Here is a 20,576-nt window from a genome sequence, read left to right on the forward strand (position 1 = left end):
GTGTAGCATAGGCGGGCTTGAGCGCAAGGGCAGGGCGCATGGGGGCTGGGCAAAGGGCTGTCGAGGGTGCGTCCGGGCTAACCGGATGGTTGCGCGCGCATGGCGAGCGGACGGACTGGCCTGCTCCTGGAGAACCTGCGGCAGGGGCTAGCCTGCGCAGCGCCATAGACAGTGCCGTTGAAAAGCGTCGGCTCTTTGTCCTGCTGCCGTTTTCGATGATCGCCGGGCTGATTTGCTACGCATCCATGCCTGCCGAGCCGTCAGCCTATCTGCTCGCCGCCGGGGCAATATCCCTGGCGGCCCTGATGGTGTTGTCGCGTGTTCGGCTCGCGCTGAATGGGCTTCGGGGCGTCGTTCAGATGTCCGCCTTCTGGCTCGGCTTCTGCCTCTTGCCCCTGCATGGCTTGGCCTTTGGCACCCCGATGCTGGCCTATCCGGCCTATGGCACCTATGAAGCCCAGGTCGACGAGGTCCTGTCCGCCGATGAGAACCGGATCCGGATCATTGCGTCCCAGCTTGTGCCAGTCGAGGACGCCAGACCAGTACCGATCCGCCGCGCCCGTATCGTACTGCCGGGCGATGTAAAACTCGCGCCGGGCGACAGGTTTCGGGCCGCCCTGCGGCTGGCTCCCATTCCCGGGCCGGTCTTGCCCGGCGCCCATGACGGGCAATTTCATTCCCACTTCGTTGGCGTGGGCGCCTATGGCTCGACCATCGGGGCGCTTGAGGTTATTGCGGCCGGCGACGTATGGAGTCTGAACCGGCAGGTTCAGGGCCTGCGCACCGCCATCGGTAATCGTATCGACACGGTTCTGGATGGAGCTACAGCCGCAATCGGCAAGGCGATGGTGGTCGGGGATCAAAGCGACATCACCGATGAAACGCGCGATGTCATGGCCGCCTCGGGCCTGGCCCACATCTATTCAATCTCGGGCCTGCACCTGTCTATTGTGGCCGGTGGTATCTATTGGCTCCTGCGCCTGGCGCTGGCCTCAGTTCCGGCTCTCGTGGCCTGGCCCATCAAGCAGATATCCGCATCGGTCGGCATTGTAGCTGCCTTTCTCTATCTATTGTTGGCTGGTGGTGTAGACAATGTGCCCGCCTTCCGCTCCACCCTGATGCTCGCCCTGATCTTTGGCGCGGTCCTTGCCGGACGCCAGGCATTGACCATGCGCAATGTCGCCATTGCTGCCATAATCATTATCTTCATTGATCCGGCGAGCATCTTCAGGCCCAGCTTCCAGCTTTCCTTTGCTGCGGTCGTCGGTCTCATCGGCATATATGAACTGCCGCGCCTGAGTGGAACGCCTTCTGCTGGGCGCCTGGCCCGTATTGGCGGGGTCGTCGCCGCCACCGCATGGACGAGCCTGGTCGCGGGTCTGGCGACCCTCCTGTTTTCCGCGTATCACTTTCAGCAGACTGCCCCGTTGGGGGTCATCGGCAATGTGCTGGCCTTGCCCTTTGTCAGCCTGGTCATCATGCCTTTCGGGGTCTTGTCCGTTTTGGCCATGCCGCTAAGCGTTGACGGGCCTTGCCTGGTTATAATGGGCTGGGGCATTGACCGCATGATCGATGTCGCCGAACTGGTGGCCGCCTGGAGCCAGGGTTGGACCGGCAATCCATTGCTCGCAGGCTGGACACTGGGCGTGGGCCTGATCGCTCTGGCCTGGTTCGCTTTCCTGGAAACCCGCTGGCGCTTGCTTGGGCCGGCCCTGGCGCTCCCCGTCATTTTGGCAATGGGGTTCGAACCGCGCCCGGATATCCTGATTGCCGATACCACCCAGGCTGTTGCCATCCGCGATGGTGAGGCAATGGCGCTGGTGACTGGCCGAACCGGCAGCTTTGCCGTCGATGTCTGGAGCGACCACTACCAGACCGAAATCACGGCCCCGCACCCGGCGGCCCGTTGTGACAGTCTTGGCTGCATTCTGACCAACCCGGCCTATAGCGTAGCCGTCGTTCGCAATGCTGCAGCTTTCGCCGAAGACTGTGGCCGACATGACCTGCTGATCGCGCGCATCTATCCGCCACAATTCTGCTACGCCACGGGGCAGCTCATCGGACCGCGAGACCTGGTCGAAGGCGGTGTGCACTGGCTGGTCTGGAATGAGGCGACCGGGCGGTTCGATATCCGCCCGGCCATTGAAAATCTCAATCGGCCCTGGCGCATCGGGCCACGCTGACACCGGCTGCCGGAATGGTGGCACCACCCAGCACATAGCCAACTTCGTCCTGGGCCGGGATGAGTGTCTGCGTGCCGGTCCCGTAATTGACATAGATGCGATACTGGCCGCGCACCCGACAGCGAACGCCCGCGGGGAGGGCCAGTGTTGGCGTATCGGCCTCGGCAATCAGATAGTCGGCCACACGCTGCACCAGTGCCTGGTCGCCACTGGCGGTGAGGTAGAAGAGTTTTCCCTGGCAGAGCAGCACTGGCAGGCCCTCGACATCCTCCATGACGATTTCTGCACTGCCCTCGACCTTTTCCCGCCATAGCCGCGCCGCGCCGCCACCCTTAACGGCCACCTCGATGCCTGCCGGCAAGCTGTCCACCCTGGCCACGCGGGCATCGAGCAGGTTTTGCGGCAGGTCAGGACCCAGGCGGGTGGGAATGGAAAAATGCGCAGTCTTCGAGCCAGTGCGCGGCCCTATCAAAACGTGACCGTCAAACTTGGCGACAGCGTCGCGCATACTGTCTGTCCAGGCCAGAAGCGCGGGAATGGCGACAATATCATAACCCGCAAAACTACTTGTCGATGGTGGCAGCACATCGACATCCAACCCGCGCTTGCGGAATGCCGAATAGAGTTCACGCACATGATTGCCATGCGTGAAACCAGCCGCTTGCGGTTGAATTTCCCAGGCCCACTCGCTTTCATAGTCGTAGATCAGGGCAATCCTGCCTTGGGAAGCCGTGCCCTCAAGCCTGATTTCGGCAAGCTCTCGCGCCACCCGAGTGGCCTCGCCATAGGCGGGCGCCGGTTCGCTGTCGGGTCGCAACAGTCCCGCATGCATCTGCTCCTGCGCGAAAGGCGCCTGGCGCCAGCGGAAATACGACACGACTTCCGCGCCATGCGCAAAGGCCTCCCAGGCCCAGAGTCGCGCCATGCCGGGCAATGGGTCGGGATTTGCCGCCGCCCAGTTCACCGGGCCGGGCTGCTGTTCCATGATCCACATCCGGCCATGCCCGACGCTGCGATAGAGATCGTGGTGAAAGGCCGCATTGTCTGGATCGCCCTGCCGCATATAGAGCGCCTTGTGCTCCGCGGCTTCATCGCTGCCGGCGAGGTGCCCGAGGGGATAGGAATCCCAGCTGGCTACGTCGATCGTCTCGCCCAGCTTGAAGTGATCGAACTCGCTGTACCGGCTCATGAAATTGTGGATCACCGGCAGGTCAGGCCGCCGGTTCTTCAAGATCTCATATTGCACCGCATTGAACGCGGCGACCTGATCGGACGAGTAGCGCCGGAAATCCAGCTCATGGGCCGGAGCGGCATCATAGACCAGCAGGTTGGGCAGCTCGATCTGGTTAAAGCTGTTGTACTCCATCGACCAGAACACGTTGCCCCAGGCCTGGTTCAGCGCCTCGATGCTTCCATATTTCTTGGCCAGCCACAGTCTAAACCCGTCTCGGGCCGCCGGCGAATAGGAATAGGTCGTTCCGTGGCAGCCATATTCATTGTCGGTCTGCCAGCCTCCTAGGGCGGAGTGATCGCCCAATGCCTCGGCAAGGATGCGCGTGATACGCGCACTTTCTTCGCGATAGCCCAGATGTGAGAAATCATAGTGCCGGCGGGAGCCAAAGCCCTTGCTTCGCCCATCACGATCGACCGCCAGCATGTCGGGATGCTTGTCGATCATCCAGCGCGGCGGCGTCGCGGTCGGCGTCCCGACGATCACCTTGAGGCCGTGGCGCCCCAGCACGTCCATGGCGCGGAGCATCCAGTCGAGTTGGAGATTGCCGGCAGTCGGCTCGAGCCGCGACCAGGCGAATTCGCCAATCCGGACATAGCTAATGCCGACTTCGGCCATGCGTCTGGCATCGGTTTCCCAAAGGGCCTCTGGCCAGTGTTCAGGATAATAGCAGACGCCAAGGCTGGGCTTCATTGCGGGTCTCAAAGCTTGATTTTGGGTTCGGGCTGTCCGGCCACCTCGAGGTCGATATAGAACACCCCGCCGGCGACCTTCTCCGACGCCAATTGCTCGGCCGACATGGTCTTGTTGGCGCTGGTCAGGAACAGGCGCTTCAGGTCCTTGCCGCCAAAGGCGGGGCAGGTGACCTGGCTCACAGGCACCTCGATGATGCGGTCAATGGACCCGTCAGGCGCATAGCGGATCACACAGGAGCCGCCCCAGCGGGCATTCCAAAGAAAGCCCGCGCTATCCACAACGGCGCCGTCTGGATAGCCGCGATGCTCCGAAACATCCGCAAACAGTTCCCATTCGCCAACCGGCATCCCCGTTTCGGGGTCGACGGTACATTTGAGGATCTTCTGGTCCGGAGTGTCGGTCCAATAAGCCGTCCGGCCGTCGGGCGAGAAACAGGTGGCATTGGGAATGGCGGCATTCGAGATGATCTTGGTCAGAACGCCCGCGCGATAATGATAGACCGCGCCGTCCTTCGGCCCTTCATCCTTGACCATAGTGCCGATCCAGAATGCGCCCGAGGGATGCACTCGGCTGTCATTGGTACGATTGGCGGGCACGTCACGCTCGACGTCGATCAGATGCTCCATGTCACCGGTAACCAGGTCGAAGCGTTTCAGGCCAGTTTCACTGGCGAGCGCCAGCGTTGCATCGTCGATGATGGCCGCTGCGGCAACGGTCTCGTCGAAATGCCAACGGTTCTGCACGTCGCCTTCGGCATTGGCGGCGAACAGGATCTGGTTGTTGATATCGAACCAGAACAATTGCTGCCGGACCGCATGCCAGAAAGGTCCTTCGCCCAATGCACATTGGCTGTCGATGAGAAGTTTGGCGGTTTCAGTCATTTTGCGGCTCCCCGATCATAGGCCGCAACGGCCAGTTTCGCGCGTTCGCTCACGTCCGCCACACCCATGCCCGGCTTGAAGATATAGGTGCCCAGGCCAAATCCGGTGCAGCCCGCGGCGAAGAACTCGTGAAAATTATCCGGATTGGCGCCGCCAACCGCGTATAGCGGCAGGGTGGGGGGGAGCACGGCCTTCATCGCCTTAATGCCCTTGGCACCCAGCACTTCGGCCGGGAAGAATTTGAGTCCGGTCGCGCCGGCACGAATGGCGGCAAATGCATCGGTCGGAGAAAACACCCCGGGATAGGATTTCAGCTCCAGCCGCACGGTCTCCTCGATAACCTCGACATTGGTGTCCGGCGAGACAATGAAGGTGCCACCAGCACCGGCTACCGCCCGCACATCTTCTGGCGTCAGCACCGTGCCCGCGCCAATCTCGGCCCGATCAGACAGGGCCTTGGCGGCACGGCCGATACTATCCACCGCATTGGGTGAATTGAGCGGTACTTCGATCAGCGTAATGCCGGCCTCCACCAGTGCCGTGCAGACGGGCACGGCCTCTTCGGGTGTAATGCCGCGCAGAATGGCGATGATGTGGCGATGGGTCACGGGCAAATCCTCAGGCAATGGACGCGCGTGCGGCTGTCAGACCGGCCAGCACGACTTCAGTTGAATCAACCAGACGACCAGAGGCGCCGGCCATGTGGAGCACGCGCATATACAGCGCGCAGAGCTTGTCCGAGCCGATCAGTGGCACCGGATCTGTGCTGATCTCGTTACGGCTCGCAGCAATCTCGGTGCCGATCAGCAGGCCCGAGAGATAGCCGGCACACCAGTCCGGCGCCTGGCCCGATAGGAGCGAGGCGGCGCGAACGGTGAACAACTGGCCCAAAAGCCCGGCAGGATTGTCCAGCCCGTCTCGCGCTCCGGCTACAAATCCCTCATCCTGGCCGGGGCCATCCAGTGGCCCGTTCAGCGAGTGGCGCAGCACCGATTGGCTCTTGAGCAGGGCGAACATTTCCCCCGTCATGGCCGTCGAAAAGTGCTCGATTCGCGTGCCGTCGAGCCTTGCCCATTTCGAATGCGTGCCCGGCATGCAGACCAGACCGGCATAATCGGGGTTGAGGCTCGCCAATCCGAGCAATTGGGTTTCCTCACCACGCATGACATTTTCGCCGCCTTGCCGCTGGCAGACTCCGGGCAGGATCGAGACACGAAACCGTTCATCTGGCATATCCGGGCTTACCGCGCCCTGGCCAAGCAACCTAAGATCGGTCGGCGCCTCAAGATAAGGCGCTTCGATCCAACCCTGCCGCGCTCCGGCCATGCCGCAAATAACCACGTCAAGCGGGCCGGCTTGCAACTGCATTTGCCCAAGCGCAGCGCCAAGCGCTTGTGGAAACTGCGCGCGGGCCAATTTGCCCATGCCCTGGTCGGAGTCGGCGCGTGCAACCACAGCACCAGAACCCCCAATGCCCCAGGCCCGCAGATTGGACGTCCCCCAATCCACCCCAACCCATGCAACTGACTCGGTCAAACTAATCCCTCTCCCTCGATCCCGGAACGATGCGGCGCGACCCTAATGGCCTCTGCGCCCGCTGGCCAGTTCGATTCCAACTCCAGACCTTTGCTTACGCGATCGCGGCTCTGCCAGCTTGTCCCAGGGTAAGCTCAGGAAGCCCGTTGACTAGATTTCTAACATCCATGGCACAGCTTTGGTTGATTTGTATGATTTTTTGTCCCCAACCCATTCACAGCGCGGTTTCGCGTGGTAAAACACTCCGACGAAGGCCCTCTGATCCGCGCCCGGCGGACAAGCAAGGAACAGGCAAGATGACTGCAGACAATGGCGGCGCCGGCGGCCGCAAGCTTCGCTCGCGCGCATGGTTCGACAATCCCGATAATCCCGACATGACCGCGCTCTATCTTGAGCGCTACATGAATTTCGGCGTGTCGCGAGAGGAATTGCAGTCCGGCAAGCCGATTATCGGAATCGCCCAGACCGGTTCGGATCTCAGCCCCTGCAATCGCCATCACATGGTGCTGGCCGAACGCGTGCGCGAGGGCATTCGCGAGGCGGGCGGCATCGCCATCGAATTTCCGGTGCACCCGATCCAGGAAACCGGCAAGCGACCGACGGCGGGCCTCGACCGCAACCTGGCATATCTGGGCCTGGTTGAAGTGCTCTACGGCTATCCGCTCGATGGCGTGGTCCTTACCATTGGCTGCGACAAGACCACGCCAGCCATGCTCATGGGCGCGGCCACGGTAAATATTCCGGCCATCGCGCTTTCCGTCGGCCCCATGCTCAATGGCTGGCACAAGGGTGAGCGCACCGGTTCGGGCACCATCGTCTGGAAGGCCCGGCAAATGTTGGCCGCTGGCGAGATCGACTACCCCAAGTTCATCGAGCTTGTCGCTTCGTCTGCGCCGTCCACCGGCTACTGCAACACCATGGGCACGGCCTCGACCATGAATTCGCTGGCCGAGGCCCTGGGCATGCAGCTCCCCGGTTCCGCCGCCATCCCCGCGCCCTATCGCGACCGTCAGGAAATGGCCTACCGCACCGGCAAGCGCGCCGTGGAAATGGTACATGAGGATCTCAAGCCCTCAGACATCCTCACTAAGGAAAATTTCCTTAACGCCATTGTCGTCAATTCTGCCATCGGCGGTTCGACTAATGCGCCCATCCATATCAACGCCATTGCCAAGCATATCGGCGTCGACCTCGAGATCGATGAATGGCAGCAGCACGGCCAGAAGGTGCCTCTGCTGGTCAATCTGCAGCCGGCTGGCGAATATCTTGGCGAGGACTACTACCACGCCGGTGGCGTGCCTGCCGTGGTCAACGAGCTGATGGGGCAGGGCCTGATCCACGAAAATGCGCCTACCGTCAACGGCAAGACGATTGGCGAAAATTGCCGCACCACCGTCATCGAAGATGACAAGGTCATCCGCCATTTCGCCAATCCGCTCATGGCCGAGGCGGGCTTCCTAGTGCTGCGTGGCAATCTCTTCGACAACGCTATTATGAAGACCAGCGTTATCAGCCCGGAGTTCAAGGACCGCTACCTGTCCGATCCGGCACATCCAGGCATGTTTGAGGGCAAGGCCGTGGTCTTTGATGGCCCCGAGGATTATCATCACCGAATCGACGACCCGGCGCTTGAGATCGACGAACACACCCTGTTGTTCATGCGCGGCGCCGGCCCGATCGGCTATCCGGGCGCCGCCGAAGTGGTCAACATGCGTCCGCCCGACTACCTCATCAAGAAGGGTATTCACTCGCTGGCCTGCATCGGTGATGGCCGCCAGTCCGGAACCTCCGGTTCGCCCTCTATCCTCAACGCCTCCCCTGAGGCTGCCGCAGGTGGCAATCTTGCCATTCTAAAGACCGGCGATCGGGTCCGCATCGATCTCAACAAGGGCGAAGCCGACATCCTCATTTCCGACGAGGAAATCGCGAACCGCCGCTCTGCGCTTGAGGCCGATGGTGGCTACAAATTCCCCAAGCACCAGACACCCTGGCAGGAAATCCAGCGCGGCATCGTGGGGCAGCTGGGCGAGGGGGCCATTCTCAAGCCCGCCGAGAAGTATCAGCGCATCGCTCAGACTGAAGGCGTGCCGCGCGACAATCACTAAGGCTCGCGTCGTTCATAAAACCAGAGGCCCGCCATTTCGGCGGGCCTCTTAATTCCAGCGCTATTGATCTCAATACTTCCGCATCAACCCCACAAGCCGACCCTGCACCTTGACCCGGTCGGGCGGAAAAATGCGGGTTTCATAGGCCGGGTTGGCGGCCTCCAGGGCGACCGTGTCGCCCTTGCGGCGCAGACGCTTCAGGGTCGCTTCCTCATCATCGACCAGAGCCACGATGATTTCGCCGGTCGAGGCGTGTTCCTGCTTCTTGATCAGCACGGTGTCGCCATCGAAAATGCCGGCCTCGATCATCGAGTCCCCCCGAACCTCAAGCGCGTAATGCTCGCCCGCGCCGAGCATCTCAGGCGGCACGGAGATAGTATGGGAATGAGACTGGATAGCCTCGATCGGGGTACCGGCCGCAATGCGCCCCATGACCGGGATCGAAACCGGACGGGCATAATCATCTCCGCCGCCGGAATTGCCGCGGGCCGGTGGATTGGCCACTTTGCCCAGATTACCCTCGATCACCGAGGGTTCGAACCGCCCCTTGCGACCGCCCAGAGACGGGTTCATCGAGTCGGGCAGCTTCACCACTTCCAGGGCCCTGGCCCGATTGGGCAGGCGCCGGATAAAGCCGCGCTCCTCCAGGGCTGTAATCAGCCGATGAATGCCGGATTTGGACGCCAGATCCAGCGCGTCCTTCATTTCATCGAAGCTTGGGGGGATGCCGCTCTCCTTCATCCGTTCATGGATGAACATCAGCAGCTCGTGTTGTTTGCGTGTCAGCATTGGCCCCACTACCCCAGAATCGGAACATAGACGGAACGACCATACATGTTCCAGTTATGTTCTGCAACGGCCTTGAGTGCGGGGCACTGCCGAAGCCTCCCGCGACCCGGCGCGAGCTAGAAGGCGTCGATCGGCAGGGCTTCGACCACGGTCCCAATTGGCTGGCCGGGATCGTTCTCCGGCTGCACGACAAGCAGGTCCGCCGCCGCCAGGGAAGAGGTATGGCCGCTGTCTGTCTGGGAAATCGGCAGCGCCTGCATGCCGTCGGCCCCCGGGACAAGTTGCGCTCGCATGAAATGCCGGCGCGCACTGTTAGATGGGGTGGGGCCAGCGAGCGGCAAGCGCCAAGGTTCTGGCTCGCCGTGACCAACCCAGGCGCGCAAGGCCGGCTTGATGAAGACCATCGCTGTCACCATCGCCGAAACGGGGTTTCCTGGCAGTCCAAACACCAGCGTTCGGCCATGGGTGCCGAACATCAGCGGTTTTCCTGGACGCATATTGATGCGCCAGAAATCGAGCGACACGCCGAGCCCCGTGAGAATGTCCTGCACTAGGTCGTGCTCACCCACCGAGGCGCCGCCCGTGGTGATGAGGACATCCGGCCCCGCCATGAGAATTCCCTCCAGCCGCTCCCGCAGCTGCTCGACGTCGTCGCTGACTATGCCGTGGTCGGCGACCTGCCGGGCATAGGGCGTCAGCATGGCGGAGAGGCCGAAACTGTTCGAAGCGACGATCTGATCCGGCCCAAGTGGCGTGCCGGGCAGTACCAGTTCGTCACCAGTGGCCAGAAGCGCAATGCTGGGACGCTGCGCAACGGTGAGGCGGGCCTGGTTTGCCGCTGCCGCCACTGCAATCTGCATCGGCGTCAAGCGGGTTCCCGCTGCAATCAGGTTCTGACCGATCGAAAAATCATTGCCCTTGGCGCGCACACTGTGGCCGAGCCGGGCAGGGGCCGTGAAATGGACGAAGTCGTCGTCTCGAACTGCCTCTTCCTGCATGATGACCGTGTCCACACCCGGCGGTACCGGCGCCCCCGTGAGGATTCGGACGGCCTCCCCGCGATGCACGCCGCCACCATAGCCCGCGCCGGCCTGCGAAGTGCCGATCACACGCAGCCGCGCCCCTTCGACAACGTCTTCCGCCCGAATGGCGTAACCATCCATGGCGCTGGCATCAAACGGCGGCTGGTTGTGTCCCGCAATGACCGGGGCGGCCAGGACACGGCCATTGGCCTCGCCAAGCGACACTTGTTCAGGCGTGACGGCAGGGACCCGACCCAAAATGGCCTTCAAGGCCTCGTCGACCGGAAGAAGGCTCATGGCGTCCGCGCAAAGTCGCCGGACTTGCCGCCGGATTTTTCCACCAGGCACATCTCGGACACCACCATGGCCCGGTCGATGGCCTTGGCCATGTCGTATAGCGTCAAGGCCGCGGTCGAGGCCGCAATCAGCGCTTCCATTTCGACGCCGGTCTGTCCGGTGGTTTCAGCGGTCGCAACAACCCGGATGCTGGTGTTGCTCGCCCCGGAGATATCGACGCTGACCTTGGTCAACGGGATCGGGTGGCAAAGCGGGATCAGCTCCGCCGTCTTCTTGGCGGCCATGATTCCGGCAATCCGCGCCACGGCAAGCGCGTCACCCTTTTTGAGCCCGCCACCCATTATGGTGGCAATCGTTTCCGCCTGGCCGCTCAGCACCGCCTGTGCCACGGCGCGGCGTCGCGTAACCGCCTTGTCACCGATATCCACGATATGGGCCTCGCCCTTTTCATTGAGATGGGTGAGGCCGCTCGTCATCAGCGCACCGTCTCCGCTGCACCCATCAGCAAAGCGCGCGTGGCTGCGACCACGTCGTCCTGCCGCATCAGGCTTTCGCCCACCAGAAACGTGCCGACATTGCATCGCTCGTCGAGCATTTTGACGTGCTCATGGGTGACAATGCCGCTTTCGCTGACCAGCAGCACGTCGTCCGGCACACCCGCGGCCAGATTGACCGTGGTTTCGAGCGTGGTTTCGAACGTACGCAGATTGCGATTGTTGACGCCGATGAATTTGGCATCCAGCGCCAGGGCGCGGTCCAGCTCAAGCTGGTCATGCACCTCCACCAGCGCGTCTATGCCCCATTCCTCTGCCGCATCGAGCAGATAGCGGGCCACATCGTCGCCCACCGCCGCCAGAATGATCAGAATGCAATCGGCGCCCCAGGATCGGGCCTCGGCCACCTGATAGGTCTCGAACAGGAAGTCCTTGCGCAGCACCGGCAGCCTGGTCGCAGCCCGTGCCTCTATCAGATAGCTTGGCGAGCCCTGAAAGCTCGGGCGGTCAGTAAGCACCGAAAGGCAGGCCGCACCCCCCTGCTCATAGGCGCGGGCAATTTCGGACGGGTTGAAGTCGGCCCGGATCAGCCCCTTGGAGGGACTGGCCTTCTTCACTTCCGCGATCAGAGCATAATCGCCCTTGGCGCGCTTGTCCTTAATGGCTTTGAGAAAGCCGCGCGGTACGGGCTGGTCATGCGCCTCGGCGACGACTTCAGCCCAAGGACGTACGCTCTTGGCCGCCGCGATTTCCTCGCGCTTATAAGCTTCGATCTGCTTGAGAATATCGCTCATCAGGTTCGTCCGTTCGATACCGCCACCAGGCGCGCGAGGGTTTGTTTGGCCTTGCCGCTATCGACGGTTTCCCGCGCAAGCGTAATGCCTTCCTCAATTGTGTCCACCTTGTCGGCCACCAGCAACGCGGCGCCGGCATTAAGCAACACCGTGTCGCGATAGGCCCCAGCGGCCCCATCCAGCAGCGCCACGATAGCCGCCGCATTCTCACTCGGCTCACCGCCCAACAGGTCCCGGGGATCGGTCAGCTTGAAGCCAACCTGTTCAGGGTGTAGCTCGAAGCTGCGCAGGTCGCCATTGGCGATCTGGGCCACGAAATTGGGACCAGAGGTCGAAAGCTCGTCCAGCCCTTCGCTGGAATGCACCACCCAGGCCTTTGTCGCGCGGTTCGCCAGCAGCGCCGCGGCAACCGGCTCCACCCATTCCTGTGCATAAACGCCGAGCAGGTAGCGCCGGACACCAGCGGGGTTCGATTGCGGCCCTAGCAGGTTGAAGAGCGTCCGCACACCCATCTCCGCCCGTGCCGGGCCCACATGGCGCATGGCGGGGTGATGACTGGGCGCAAACATGAAGCCAATATTGGCTTCGGCGATGGTCTGGCCGATCTGCTCCGGCGTCAGGTCAAGCTTGACGCCGAGTGCCTCAAGCGCCTGCGACGACCCGGACCGGGACGAAAGCGCCTTGTTGCCATGCTTGGCCACCGGCACACCGGCCGCTGCCACTACCAAGGCCGTCGCCGTTGAAATATTGAGGCTGCCGACCCCGTCGCCACCGGTGCCGACGATATCGATGGCGTCCTCGGGTGCGCTAACAGGTACCATCTGCTCGCGCAGGATCGAAACCGCCGCGGCAATCTCGCCTACCGTTTCGCCCTTGATCCGCATCCCCATCAGGAAGGCGCCGATCTGCGCTGGCGTGGCCTCACCGGCCATGATGATGCGCATGACATCGCGCATCTCCTCGCCGGCCAGGTCCTTGCCGTCAGCAATCTTGTTCAGGGCTTGCTTGATATCCATCACGCAGCCTTCCGTCCGTTAAAGTCGCGGGCAATGTTGAGAAAGTTCTGCAGCAAGGCGTGGCCATTCTCGCTGGCAATGCTCTCCGGATGGAACTGCACGCCATGGATCGGCAAGCTCTTGTGCTGCATACCCATGATAAGGCCATCATCGGTCGTGGCCGTGACTTCCAGTTCAGCAGGCAATGTGTCTGCCTTGACGATCAAGGAATGATAGCGCGTCGCCTCGAACCCGGAATTGAGCCCGAAGAACAGGCCCTTGCCGGAGTGATTTATCTTGCTGGTCTTGCCGTGAAACAGGCTCGGCGCCCGGACGACCTCCCCACCCAGCGCTTGGCCCATGGCCTGGTGCCCCAGGCATACGCCCAGCATGGGAATGGAGGTCTTGAAGCGATCGATCACGGCGAGGCAGACCCCGGCCTCGTTGGGCGTGCAAGGGCCAGGCGAGAGGACGATTGCGTCCGGCGCCATGGCGGCGATCTCTTCAAGCGTCACCTTGTCGTTTCGCCTGACAATGATGTCGGCACCCAGCTCACCCAGATAGTGGACGAGGTTGTATGTAAAGCTGTCGTAATTGTCGATAACGAGGGTTTTGGTCATTTCTAGTCTGCCTCAGGGCGTTGGTTCCGTGACTTGCGATTCAGAACCAGCCCCGCCATCGAAAGTCCTTGCCCCTCGGCACCATCATTGCCCCACTCCGGCCTCACCGGCATAGCGTAGCGCCTCCTCGGCGGCACTGAAAAGGGCGCGGGCCTTGTTTTCGCACTCGAGCTGCTCGAGCTCAGGCTGGCTGTCGGCGACGATTCCGGCACCGGACTGGACATAGAGCTTGCCGTCCTTGACGATGCCGGTACGCAACACAATGCATGTGTCCATTGTGCCGTCGGCACCGAAATAGCCAACGCAGCCGCCATAGATGCCGCGGCGCGACTTCTCCAACTCGTCGATGATTTCCATCGCCCGTACTTTCGGTGCACCCGAAACCGTACCGGCCGGGAACCCGGCCGAGAGCGCATCCACGAAATCATACTGTGGATCGAGTTCACCCACCACGTTCGAAACGATGTGCATGACGTGGGAATAATACTCGAGGAAAAACTTGTCGGTGACTTTCACCGTCCCGGACTTCGTGACGCGGCCGACATCATTGCGGCCCAGATCAAGCAGCATCAGGTGCTCGCTCAACTCTTTTGGGTCCGACAGCAGCTCGGCGGCCAGTTCCTTGTCACGTGTCGGCGTGGCGCCGCGCTTGCGCGTACCGGCAATGGGGCGAATGGTCACCTGGCCGTCCTGCACTCGCACGAGAATTTCCGGGCTCGATCCGGCAACGGCAAAGCCGCCGAAATCAAAGAAATACATGTAAGGGCTAGGATTGGTGCGGCGCAGAGCGCGATAGAGCGCTGTGGGCGGCAAAGTGAAATCGGCAGAAAACCGCTGGCTCAGCACCACCTGGAAGATGTCTCCAGCCGTGATGTAGTCCTTGGCCCGCGCAACCATCTCGAAATATTCGTCCCGCGATGTGTTGCTGGTCACCGAGATCGATTCCAGATCGGGCAGGGCGGGGGTGGCCGGGGTTGCCCGCGTCAGCCGGTCAATGGCGTCGTTAATCCGGTCCTCGGCTGCCGCAAGCGCCTGTGCCGCTGTCACCCCCTCGCGCACATAGATGGGCGCGGTCAGGTAAAGTTCGTCCTTGACCGTATCGAAGATCGCCAGCAACGAGGGACGCATTAGCAGCGCTTCGGGCGTCTGCAGATCGTCAGGATTTTCGTTGGGCAGCACTTCCATGTAGCGGACCATCTCATAGCCGAGATAGCCGTAGATCCCTGCCGACTGCGGAGGCAGGCCCGCAGGCATGTCGATCTGGCTTTCGGCAACGAGCTTGCGCAAGGCGTCAAGCGGCAGGTCATCGAGCGGCTCAAAATCGTCAGGTGCAGCCTGTGCCGTTCGATTGATCGAGGCCTTGCCGTCCTCGACCTTCAAAATCAGGTCCGGCAATAGGCCGATCATCGAATAGCGGCCGCGCGTTGTGCCGTCCTGTACGCTTTCGAGCAGGAAGGAATGACTGCGGCCTGCCGCCAGCTTGAGATAGGTGCCAATCGGGGTTTCCAGATCCGCCACGACTCGACGCCACAGCAGTCCAGACTTTCCGGCATCATATTGCGCGGCAAAGGTCTTGGAGGTGTCGTCGCCCATTTTGGTCTGGTTCCGTTGGTAAAGGTGCCGGTTACTGGCCGTAATTCTGCACGAGTAGCTGGTTGAGAGCTTGCTGGTTGATTCGAAGACCCGCATCCTCGCGCACCGCTGCCACAAATTCAGAGATGAGGCCGGCACGCGCCTCGGCATTGATGCTTTCGAGCGCAACATCATCAAGCGGTGCGGTCGGCTCGGCGGTGTCGACAACCTGGAAGACCACCTGTTCCCCGCTCTCGTTCAAAACCGCACCCGCATGTGCCGGACCACCGGCAAACGCGGCCGAGGCCACGGTGCGATCCACCAGCCCATCCTCGGATCCGAAGCGCGTAAAGGGCGCGCTGAGTTGCGGAAAGGCGCTCAGCTCAAAGCCGATATCAGCCAGCGCTTCGCCCGCTTCGAGCCGCGCAACAATGTCCTCGGCCTTCGATGCCAGCGCCGCATCTATCCGCTCCGCGACAATTGCCGCTTCGACCTCTGCCCGCACCTCGTCTAGGGTCTGGTCACGGGCGGGCTCGACTTGTTCGAGGTCGAACCAGAGATGCGCGCTGCCGGACAGGGGAATGGACGGGATCAGGCGATCTTGCTCGGCCGCAAAGATAGCCTGCGAGACGCGGGCATAATCCTCCGCGGCCAAGTTAGGCAACACGGCCAGTTCAGTCCCTCCCGCAGTCACCTCCGCCTCATAGACCGGCAGGCCGAAGCGCTCGGCAATCTGGTCGATGGGTTGGAAGGCCGCACGCAGCTCTTCGATCTGATCGAGCACATCGTTGATTTCGTTGCGGGCCTCGGCTTGTGCCAGCCGCGCCACGATATCGTCCCGAGCCTCATCGAGCGAAGGCTCTCGTTCCTCTTCGATATCCGACACATGCACGGCGCGCTTGCCGCCGATGCCTTCGATAATGGCGAAGCCGCCTTCTGCCAGACCGAATGCCGCAGAAGCAAGACGCGTATCGGTAATCTCTGCCTGCGTGAGTGTACCAAGGCTCGACGGCGCCAACCCAGCTTCCGCAACCAGCGTGTCGAAGTCAGTGCCCGCCGCCAAGCCTGCCTCGAACTGCGCTTGCAACTCGGGCGTTGCTAGCGAAACCTGTTCGATAGCGCGCCGCTCGGGCGTTGTTAGCGTGCTTTTGGTGGCCTCATATTCTGCCTTCACCGCCTCCGGCGAAATTTCCTTGGTCGCGGCCAGCGAGGCCAGCGACAGGTCCAGCAATTTTACGGTCCGTGTTTCCACGGTGCGGAAATCGGACTGGTTTTCTTCCAGGTATTCGGCCAATTCGGCTTCCGTCGGCGCCTCCGGGCTCTCGATGCTGGTCCCGCTCAGAACGATGTAATCGATAGTGCGCGTGGCTGTCGCGTAGTCATTGATCAGACCGGCCGCCACTTCGGGCATATCTGTATCGGCAAACAGCGCCGTGGTGAGCTGGTCGCGGCGGGCTTCGTCGCTCCGCGCCTCGAAATATTCAGCCTCAGTCCAGCCGGCACTCTGCAGCACCTGCGTGAACAGAGCCGGCTCGAACGTGCCCAGCGTCCCATGGAATGATGGGTCCTCGCGCAGCAATTGTGCGAGTTTGCTTTCCGAGACGCCCATGCTGAACTGGGCCGAAAGCGTGTCGAGCGCAGCCCCCTCGGACAAGCCCAAAATTACAGCCGTAGGAATGCCCATGGCTTCGGCCTGGCTGGCCGTGGGCACGGAACCGATCTGCCGGGCGATCCGGTTGGCCTGGTTCTGGTAGGCCCGCAGGAACTCACGCGAATTGATTTCCTCGTCGCCAACCCGCGCCACGGTATTGCTGCCCAGATCGACGATCACATTGTTGATGCCGAAACCTGCTACACCGACCAGCAGAAACGCGCCCAGGATTTTTCCCGGCCAGGATTTTGCAAAATCACGCAAACCATCAAGCATCTGAAGCGTTCCACTTTCGGGTCCAATCCTTTACCGTGAAGCGAAGGTCAGACTAGTAAGACAAATACGACAGCCGGGGTTAGGGCAAAGCCTTGTCCGGCGCAAGAGGCAGGAGTACCAAGATTGTCGACCGTATCACCTCTGATCGCTGGAAACTGGAAGATGAACGGGCTCACCCACTCGCTTGATGAGTTGAGTGAACTCGCCCGTCTGCTCACTACCGGTGAGTCGCCCCGGGCCCTTGTTGTGGTCTGCCCGCCAGCCACTCTGCTGGCCGCGGTCGCGGCGCAGGGCGCCTCTAGCGGTATCATTGCCGGAGGGCAGGATTGCCATCAGGAACCGCATGGCGCCCATACCGGTGACATCTCTGCCAGCATGCTCGCAGACGCTGGCGCACAATACGTCATAGTCGGACACTCCGAGCGGCGCACAAATCACGGTGAAACCGATGCTGTCGTGTGCGCGAAGGCGGAAGCTGCCATCGGTTCGGGGTTGAAACCGATCATTTGTGTTGGCGAGACGGAAGCGCAGCGCGATGCCGCTGAGGCAGAATCGGTGGTGTCTGCTCAATTGGCCGCATCCATTCCGGACGCGGCCGAACATCATGAGGTTGTCGTTGCCTATGAGCCGGTCTGGGCCATCGGAACGGGCCGCACGCCAACTCGCGATGAGATCGGTGAAATGCACAACGCGATCCGTGCCCGATTGGTCGACCGTTTTGGTCTGTCCAAGGGGGAAGGCATTCGCATTCTATATGGCGGGTCGCTCAAGCCCCAGAATGCGCGAGAGATTCTTGGCATTGCCAATGTCAATGGCGGCCTTGTCGGAGGCGCAAGCCTCTTGGCAAAGGACTTCTATACGATTATCTCAGCGGTATAGAGCATCCGGACAGCAGCCTGCCTGTGGCGAAAAAGCGCCGCAAGCGGCTGGCATTTGCTGTTCGGGGGGTGTATGACCCCGCATCCTTTCCAAACCGGGCGGGCCGAATTGGCACGTCCTGACTGACGCGAAGACAAGAGATTCATGGCCAACGTATTGCTCGTCGCCTATTTGCTGATTGTGCTGGCGCTGATTGTCGTCATCCTGCTTCAGCGCTCGGAGGGCGGCGCCCTGGGGATCGGTGGCGGTGGTGGCGGCGGCGGTCTGATGACCGCTCGCGGTTCGGCAAACCTGCTGACCCGGACAACGGCCATTTTGGCTGTTCTGTTCTTCGCTTCGGCAATCGGTCTGACCATTCTCAACGAGGTTGATCGCGGTACCTCCAGCATTCTGGACAACGCGACCGCGCTTGAAGATGGCAGCCAGCCTTCGACCGTTCTCGACGCGCTCAACGCGCTTCAGGGCGATGAGACCTCCGATCTGCTGCTGCCTTCGGAAGCACAGACGCCGGTTGAAGAGCCGGCGACATCGGATAGCGAATTGCCGGTGCCCGAAGTATCGACCGATACCGAAGAAACGCCCGCAGTGCCTGCGGGCAACTGATCCGCCGCAAGGCGTCCGTGAGAAAAGGGGATGGGAACATCCCCTTCTTCTTTTTGTGTAGAGCGCAAAAGCTGCTCTGCGAATCATGTCTGATGTGCTTATGGTGATCGCCCATGGCTCGGTACGTATTTATCACCGGAGGCGTGGTTTCCTCCCTTGGCAAAGGTTTGGCTTCGGCGGCGCTCGGCGCCGTGCTGCAGGCGCGTGGCTATAAGGTCCGCCTGCGCAAGCTCGACCCCTATCTCAACATCGATCCTGGAACGATGTCGCCGACCCAGCACGGTGAGGTCTTCGTCACCGATGATGGGGCGGAAACCGATCTCGACCTGGGTCACTATGAGCGCTTCACCGGTCGCGCCGCCAACAAGCGTGACAATGTCACTTCCGGCCGTATCTATTCGGATCTGCTGGCCAAGGAGCGCAAGGGCGAGTTCCTCGGCGCCACCGTCCAGGTCATTCCGCATGTCACGGATGCGATCAAGGCGTTTGTCCTCGACGGCAACGAGGAATACGATTTCGTGCTGGTCGAGATCGGCGGCACGGTCGGCGATATCGAGGGTCTGCCGTTCTTCGAGGCCATCCGTCAGCTTGGCAATGAACTGCCGCGCAATCACGCGGCCTATCTTCATCTGACCTTGATGCCCTATATCCCCTCTGCAGGGGAATTGAAGACCAAGCCGACCCAGCACTCGGTAAAGGAACTGCGCTCGATTGGTATCGCACCGGACGTGCTGCTGGTCCGCTGCGACCGCCCCATTCCAGAAGGCGAGAAGAAAAAGCTCTCACTGTTCTGTAACGTGCGCGAAACCGCCGTGATCCAGGGCCTTGATGTGGGTTCGATCTATGACGTGCCGGTCGCCTATCACAATGAAGGCTTGGATCGGGAAGTCCTCGCTGCGCTCGGCATCACCGACGCGCCTGAACCCGACATGTCCTCCTGGGAAGAAGTATCCCGCCGCTATCACAATCCCGAAGGTGAAGTGAACATCGCCATCGTGGGTAAATATACTGGCCTCAAGGACGCTTATAAGTCGCTCTCAGAAGCGCTCACCCATGGCGGTATCGCCAACAAGGTGAAGGTCAATCTCCAGTGGATCGATTCGGAAGTCTTCGAGCGTGACGATCCGGCGCCTTATCTCGAACACGTGCACGGCATCATGGTGCCTGGCGGCTTCGGTGAACGCGGCTCCGCCGGCAAGATCGAAGCCGCACGCTTTGCCCGCATCAAGGATGTGCCCTATTTCGGCATCTGCTTCGGTATGCAGATGGCCTGTATTGAAGCCGCGCGGAACACGGCTGGTATCAAGAATGCATCTTCCACCGAATTCGGCCCCACCAAGGAGCCGATCGTGGGCATGATGACCGAATGGGTAAAGGGCAACGAAAAGGAAACCCGGGGCGCCGAAGGGGATCTCGGCGGTACGCTCCGTCTGGGCGCCTATCCGGCCCAGCTCACCCGAGGCTCCCGCGTTGCCGATATTTACGGTACCACCCGCATTTCCGAGCGCCATCGTCACCGCTACGAGGTGAACATGGATTATCGCAAGCGGCTGGAGGCCAATGGCCTGCTGTTCTCCGGCGTCTCGCCTGACGGCAAGCTGCCCGAAATCGTCGAACGCACCGACCACCCCTGGTTCATCGGCGTGCAGTTCCATCCCGAACTGAAATCCAAGCCCTTCGAGCCGCATCCGCTCTTTACCAGCTTCATCGCCGCCGCGATGGAACAGAGCAGGTTGGTCTAAGGGCTCGCCAGCATGAAGCGGGCAGGGCCTCGGTTCGAAGACGTTCCATTGCCCCGCTCGTTGCAAACGACGATGCCCGAGGTGAGTTTGCGCTTGCTGGAGAGCAGCGACGCATCGGCTCTATTGGACCTTATCGCGAACAATGCGCGACACCTGACACGCCACGGCGACTACCAGGTCCTGGTGCAAAGCTCGCAACAGGACCTCGTC

General features: G+C 61.5%; 17 protein-coding genes. 5 read left to right on the forward strand and 12 right to left on the reverse strand.

What is annotated here, in order from left to right:
• Nucleotides 1-38 precede the first annotated feature (38 nt).
• A complete protein-coding gene (locus GO014_RS03565) occupies nucleotides 39-2,183 on the forward strand; it encodes a ComEC/Rec2 family competence protein (RefSeq protein ID WP_157289131.1) in 2,145 nt (714 codons plus the stop codon).
• Here the strand turns inward: GO014_RS03565 and GO014_RS03570 are convergent.
• Genes GO014_RS03570 through GO014_RS03585 form a run of 4 tightly spaced genes read right to left on the reverse strand, consistent with a single transcriptional unit; the run spans nucleotide 2,152 to nucleotide 6,527 of the window.
• Complete coding sequence (locus GO014_RS03570) at nucleotides 2,152-4,107, reverse strand: beta-galactosidase (RefSeq protein WP_157289132.1); 1,956 nt, start codon at nucleotides 4,105-4,107, stop codon at nucleotides 2,152-2,154. The two genes, GO014_RS03565 and GO014_RS03570, sit on opposite strands and share 32 nt — an antisense overlap.
• Nucleotides 4,108-4,115: 8 nt before the next feature.
• Nucleotides 4,116-4,991 (reverse strand): SMP-30/gluconolactonase/LRE family protein, encoded by an 876-nt coding sequence (locus GO014_RS03575; RefSeq protein ID WP_157289133.1) that lies wholly within the window; start codon nucleotides 4,989-4,991, stop codon nucleotides 4,116-4,118.
• Nucleotides 4,988-5,599, reverse strand: a complete 612-nt coding sequence (locus tag GO014_RS03580; protein ID WP_343030748.1) for a 2-dehydro-3-deoxy-6-phosphogalactonate aldolase — start codon at nucleotides 5,597-5,599, stop codon at nucleotides 4,988-4,990. The genes GO014_RS03575 and GO014_RS03580 overlap by 4 nt, the downstream gene beginning before the upstream one ends.
• Nucleotides 5,600-5,609: 10 nt before the next feature.
• Nucleotides 5,610-6,527, reverse strand: a complete 918-nt coding sequence (locus GO014_RS03585; protein WP_157289135.1) for a 2-dehydro-3-deoxygalactonokinase — start codon at nucleotides 6,525-6,527, stop codon at nucleotides 5,610-5,612.
• 296 nt (nucleotides 6,528-6,823) lie between these two features.
• Between GO014_RS03585 and GO014_RS03590 the strand changes: the two genes are divergently transcribed.
• On the forward strand, nucleotides 6,824-8,632 hold the full coding sequence (locus GO014_RS03590) for an IlvD/Edd family dehydratase (RefSeq protein ID WP_157289136.1): 1,809 nt from the start codon (nucleotides 6,824-6,826) through the stop codon (nucleotides 8,630-8,632).
• Nucleotides 8,633-8,701: 69 nt separating this feature from the next.
• Here the strand turns inward: GO014_RS03590 and lexA are convergent, their stop codons facing one another.
• The 8 genes from lexA to GO014_RS03630 form a co-directional block, all read right to left on the reverse strand.
• The gene (gene lexA / locus GO014_RS03595; RefSeq protein WP_157289137.1) at nucleotides 8,702-9,421 is read right to left on the reverse strand and encodes a transcriptional repressor LexA; all 720 of its coding nucleotides are present in this window, start codon (nucleotides 9,419-9,421) and stop codon (nucleotides 8,702-8,704) included.
• A gap of 116 nt (nucleotides 9,422-9,537) precedes the next feature.
• The gene (locus GO014_RS03600; protein ID WP_157289138.1) at nucleotides 9,538-10,740 is read right to left on the reverse strand and encodes a molybdopterin molybdotransferase MoeA; all 1,203 of its coding nucleotides are present in this window, start codon (nucleotides 10,738-10,740) and stop codon (nucleotides 9,538-9,540) included.
• A complete protein-coding gene (moaC, locus tag GO014_RS03605; RefSeq protein WP_116590411.1) occupies nucleotides 10,737-11,216 on the reverse strand; it encodes a cyclic pyranopterin monophosphate synthase MoaC in 480 nt (159 codons plus the stop codon). Before moaC ends, GO014_RS03600 begins: the two co-directional genes overlap by 4 nt.
• The gene (trpC, locus tag GO014_RS03610; RefSeq protein WP_157289139.1) at nucleotides 11,216-12,028 is read right to left on the reverse strand and encodes an indole-3-glycerol phosphate synthase TrpC; all 813 of its coding nucleotides are present in this window, start codon (nucleotides 12,026-12,028) and stop codon (nucleotides 11,216-11,218) included. Before trpC ends, moaC begins: the two co-directional genes overlap by 1 nt.
• Nucleotides 12,028-13,047, reverse strand: a complete 1,020-nt coding sequence (gene trpD, locus GO014_RS03615) for an anthranilate phosphoribosyltransferase (RefSeq protein WP_425482051.1) — start codon at nucleotides 13,045-13,047, stop codon at nucleotides 12,028-12,030. The genes trpC and trpD overlap by 1 nt, the downstream gene beginning before the upstream one ends.
• Nucleotides 13,044-13,643 carry an anthranilate synthase component II gene (locus GO014_RS03620; RefSeq protein ID WP_116590408.1) on the reverse strand — a complete coding sequence of 200 codons (600 nt, stop codon included), beginning with the start codon at nucleotides 13,641-13,643 and terminating at the stop codon, nucleotides 13,044-13,046. The genes trpD and GO014_RS03620 overlap by 4 nt, the downstream gene beginning before the upstream one ends.
• An 84-nt stretch (nucleotides 13,644-13,727) precedes the next feature.
• Complete coding sequence (trpE, locus tag GO014_RS03625) at nucleotides 13,728-15,236, reverse strand: anthranilate synthase component I (RefSeq protein WP_157289141.1); 1,509 nt, start codon at nucleotides 15,234-15,236, stop codon at nucleotides 13,728-13,730.
• 31 nt (nucleotides 15,237-15,267) lie between these two features.
• Nucleotides 15,268-17,142 carry a peptidylprolyl isomerase gene (locus GO014_RS03630; protein ID WP_157289142.1) on the reverse strand — a complete coding sequence of 625 codons (1,875 nt, stop codon included), beginning with the start codon at nucleotides 17,140-17,142 and terminating at the stop codon, nucleotides 15,268-15,270.
• A 123-nt stretch (nucleotides 17,143-17,265) separates the two neighbouring features.
• Here GO014_RS03630 and tpiA point away from each other — a divergent pair, with 123 nt between their 5' ends.
• The 3 genes from tpiA to pyrG all read left to right on the forward strand — a co-directional run bounded on the left by tpiA (nucleotide 17,266) and on the right by pyrG (nucleotide 20,366).
• Entirely contained in the window at nucleotides 17,266-18,021 is a 756-nt protein-coding gene (tpiA, locus tag GO014_RS03635; protein ID WP_157289143.1) for a triose-phosphate isomerase, read from the forward strand.
• 144 nt (nucleotides 18,022-18,165) lie between these two features.
• On the forward strand, nucleotides 18,166-18,624 hold the full coding sequence (secG, locus tag GO014_RS03640; RefSeq protein WP_116590404.1) for a preprotein translocase subunit SecG: 459 nt from the start codon (nucleotides 18,166-18,168) through the stop codon (nucleotides 18,622-18,624).
• A gap of 113 nt (nucleotides 18,625-18,737) precedes the next feature.
• Complete coding sequence (pyrG, locus tag GO014_RS03645; protein WP_157289144.1) at nucleotides 18,738-20,366, forward strand: CTP synthase; 1,629 nt, start codon at nucleotides 18,738-18,740, stop codon at nucleotides 20,364-20,366.
• Nucleotides 20,367-20,576 lie beyond the last annotated feature (210 nt).

Source organism: Devosia marina, from assembly GCF_009758415.1.
Taxonomy (GTDB): Bacteria; Pseudomonadota; Alphaproteobacteria; order Rhizobiales; family Devosiaceae; genus Devosia; species Devosia marina.